We start from the raw sequence: 2,145 nt of genomic DNA, 5'->3' as shown, positions 1-2,145 counted from the left end.
TGGCTTGGCATTTCCACAGGTTCTCTCACCCCAGTGGCAATGGCCGCAGGCGTTTCTCGCAGAAAGCTTTTCAGCGCGTGCCGTTTCGCTTGAAGCTCACTGCAGAGAATGGCGCAGGCCTGTTCTGGCATGGTGTGGTCACCACATGTGAACACATCAACAGCGGCGTAGCCGGATTCAGGCCAGGTGTGGATGGAAATGTGGGATTCCGCCAGCAGGGCCAGGCCCGTGACGCCCTGGGGTTGAAATTGATGGATGATCAGGCTCAGCAGCGTCGCACCAGCGCCTTTGGCCGCTGAGGTGATCGTTGTGCGGATGAATGTTTCGTCGTCGAGCCGGCTCGGGTTGCAGTCGTAGAGCTCGAGAATGCAGTGTTTACCGACCATGTCGGTGGAAGGAATCTCAGGTGCCCCCCATCCCGGGTTGGGATGCAGTTCAGAGAGGGTTTGCTCCATCAGGCGATGAGAGAAAAACAAGTCCGCCACCCTATCTGATCTGCAGATTGGGTCTCAGTTCTCTTGCTCCGAGAATTTGGGCCTGCTGCTGCCATCCGCCGCCAAAGCCTTCGAGGTGAGTGGCGCTCACCAGGCATTGATGCGATTCGCTCACAGCTTCGAGCAGGAGCTGCTGGCGGGTGGGATCCAGTTCGGCAAGCACGTCATCGAGAAGCAGCAGTGGTGGCTCCCCACACAGCTGGGTCACCAGCTCCAGTTCGGCGAGCTTCAGGCCCAGCACCAGCGACCGCTGTTGGCCTGCTGAAGCAAACCGTCGTGCTGGGCTGCTTCCTAGCAGCAGGGCGATCTCATCCCGGTGCGGGCCCACACGGCAGCTACCGAGCCGTTCCTCTTCCTCCCGTTGTTCGCGCATCTGCTCCTCGATGGCGAGTCGCCAGGGTTCTTCGGCATCCTCCCCATCGAGCCGGCTGCCGGGTCTGTAGTGCAGTTCCAAGGCTTCTGTGCCCCCGCTGAGGTGGGTCTGCCAGCGCTGGGCGATCGGTTCCAGCCGATGCAGGGCCCGTTGTCGCCGCCGGTGAATCCGGGTGCTCACCAGCGCCATCTGAACGTCAAACGCGTCGAGCAGTGCGTGGCGTTCGGCACTAGAGATCTGCCTCTGGCGCCAGAGCTGGCTGCGCTGTCGCAACAACCGGTTCAGCCGTGCCACCAGATCGGCATACACTGGCTCAAGCTGCAGCACCACCCGGTCCAGCCACTGACGGCGTAGGGCGGGTTCGCCCCGCACCAGATCAAGATCGAGGGCACTAAACCCGATGCAGCGCAGTGGCCCAATCAGGTCGAGCTGCCGATCCAGCAGCTTTCCGTTTCGTCTGGCCTGACGACCTCCCTGGCGCCGCAGTTCCAGTTCCAGGCGATCACCATCCCCCACGTCGGCCCGGATCAGGGCCTGGGGTGTGCCCCACTGAATCAGGTCCCGATCATTGCTGCAGCGATGGGAACGTAAGCTGCCCAGCAGCTCAACCGCTTCGAGCAGGTTGGACTTACCAATGCCATTGGGCCCGATCACCAGCAGGCGTGGCTGCGTCAGTTCCAGCTGCAGAACGGTGTGGTTCCGGAAGCCCTGCAGTTGAAGCCTGTGGAGCCGGATGGGTGCTGGGGCGACCAGTGAGTAAGGTACCTGTATCGGGACGGTTGCCGCTCGATATCACTGCGGCTTAACGCCGATCAGTGGGCATGTAGCTCAGTTGGATAGAGCATCAGATTCCGGTTCTGAGGGTCGGGGGTTCAAGTCCCTCCATGCTCGTGTTGATCCTTACGTCTCAGCTCAGGCTGAGTCCCATGGCGCGGATGCCATTGGGATCAATCAGGAAACCTTGCTGTTTGAGCGCTTCCAACGCATCTGCAGGTGCCGAAATTGAGAGGCTGCAGCCGGGCAGATCCCGGCGAAGGATTTGCAGGGCACGGTGCACCAGAACGGCAAAAAGGGCCGCTTGGTTCGGTCCGGGTTTGGCGGCCAGGTTCCAAAGGTTGGCGTTGAGGGCCAGATCACTGGTGGCCCGCACAAATCCGATCAGTTCTCCAGTCGACTCATCCAGGATGCTGATCTGCCACAGGCTGCGCTGAAGGGCGAGCTCCCAGCGCTCCTCAGGGTGGGTTGATTCCCTGCAGGACATCAGCAGGTTGTTGAGCT

At 61.2% G+C, this 2,145-nt stretch carries 3 protein-coding genes and 1 tRNA gene; 1 reads left to right on the top strand and 3 read right to left on the bottom strand.

The annotated features are described in order from the left end of the window. The coding region (gene speD / locus ACGVJ8_RS03720) for an adenosylmethionine decarboxylase (RefSeq protein WP_392345564.1) at positions 1 to 455 on the bottom strand (455 nt) is incomplete at its 3' end. Positions 456 to 486: 31 nt separating this feature from the next. Further along, positions 487 to 1,581: a DNA replication/repair protein RecF gene (recF, locus tag ACGVJ8_RS03715; RefSeq protein ID WP_392345566.1), complete on the bottom strand. Its 1,095-nt coding sequence runs from the start codon at positions 1,579 to 1,581 to the stop codon at positions 487 to 489. A gap of 103 nt (positions 1,582 to 1,684) precedes the next feature. Between recF and ACGVJ8_RS03710 the strand changes: the two genes are divergently transcribed. Continuing rightward, positions 1,685 to 1,758, top strand: a tRNA-Arg gene (locus ACGVJ8_RS03710). A gap of 16 nt (positions 1,759 to 1,774) precedes the next feature. Here ACGVJ8_RS03710 and ACGVJ8_RS03705 read toward each other — a convergent pair. After that, on the bottom strand, positions 1,775 to 2,145 hold a 371-nt coding region (locus ACGVJ8_RS03705; protein ID WP_392345562.1), incomplete at its 5' end, for an N-acetyltransferase.

It is taken from the genome of Parasynechococcus sp. (assembly GCF_042954245.1).
Classification (GTDB): Bacteria; Cyanobacteriota; Cyanobacteriia; order PCC-6307; family Cyanobiaceae; genus Parasynechococcus.
The sequence above is the reverse complement of the archived record's forward strand: the minus strand, read 5'-3'. Positions and strand labels throughout refer to the sequence as shown.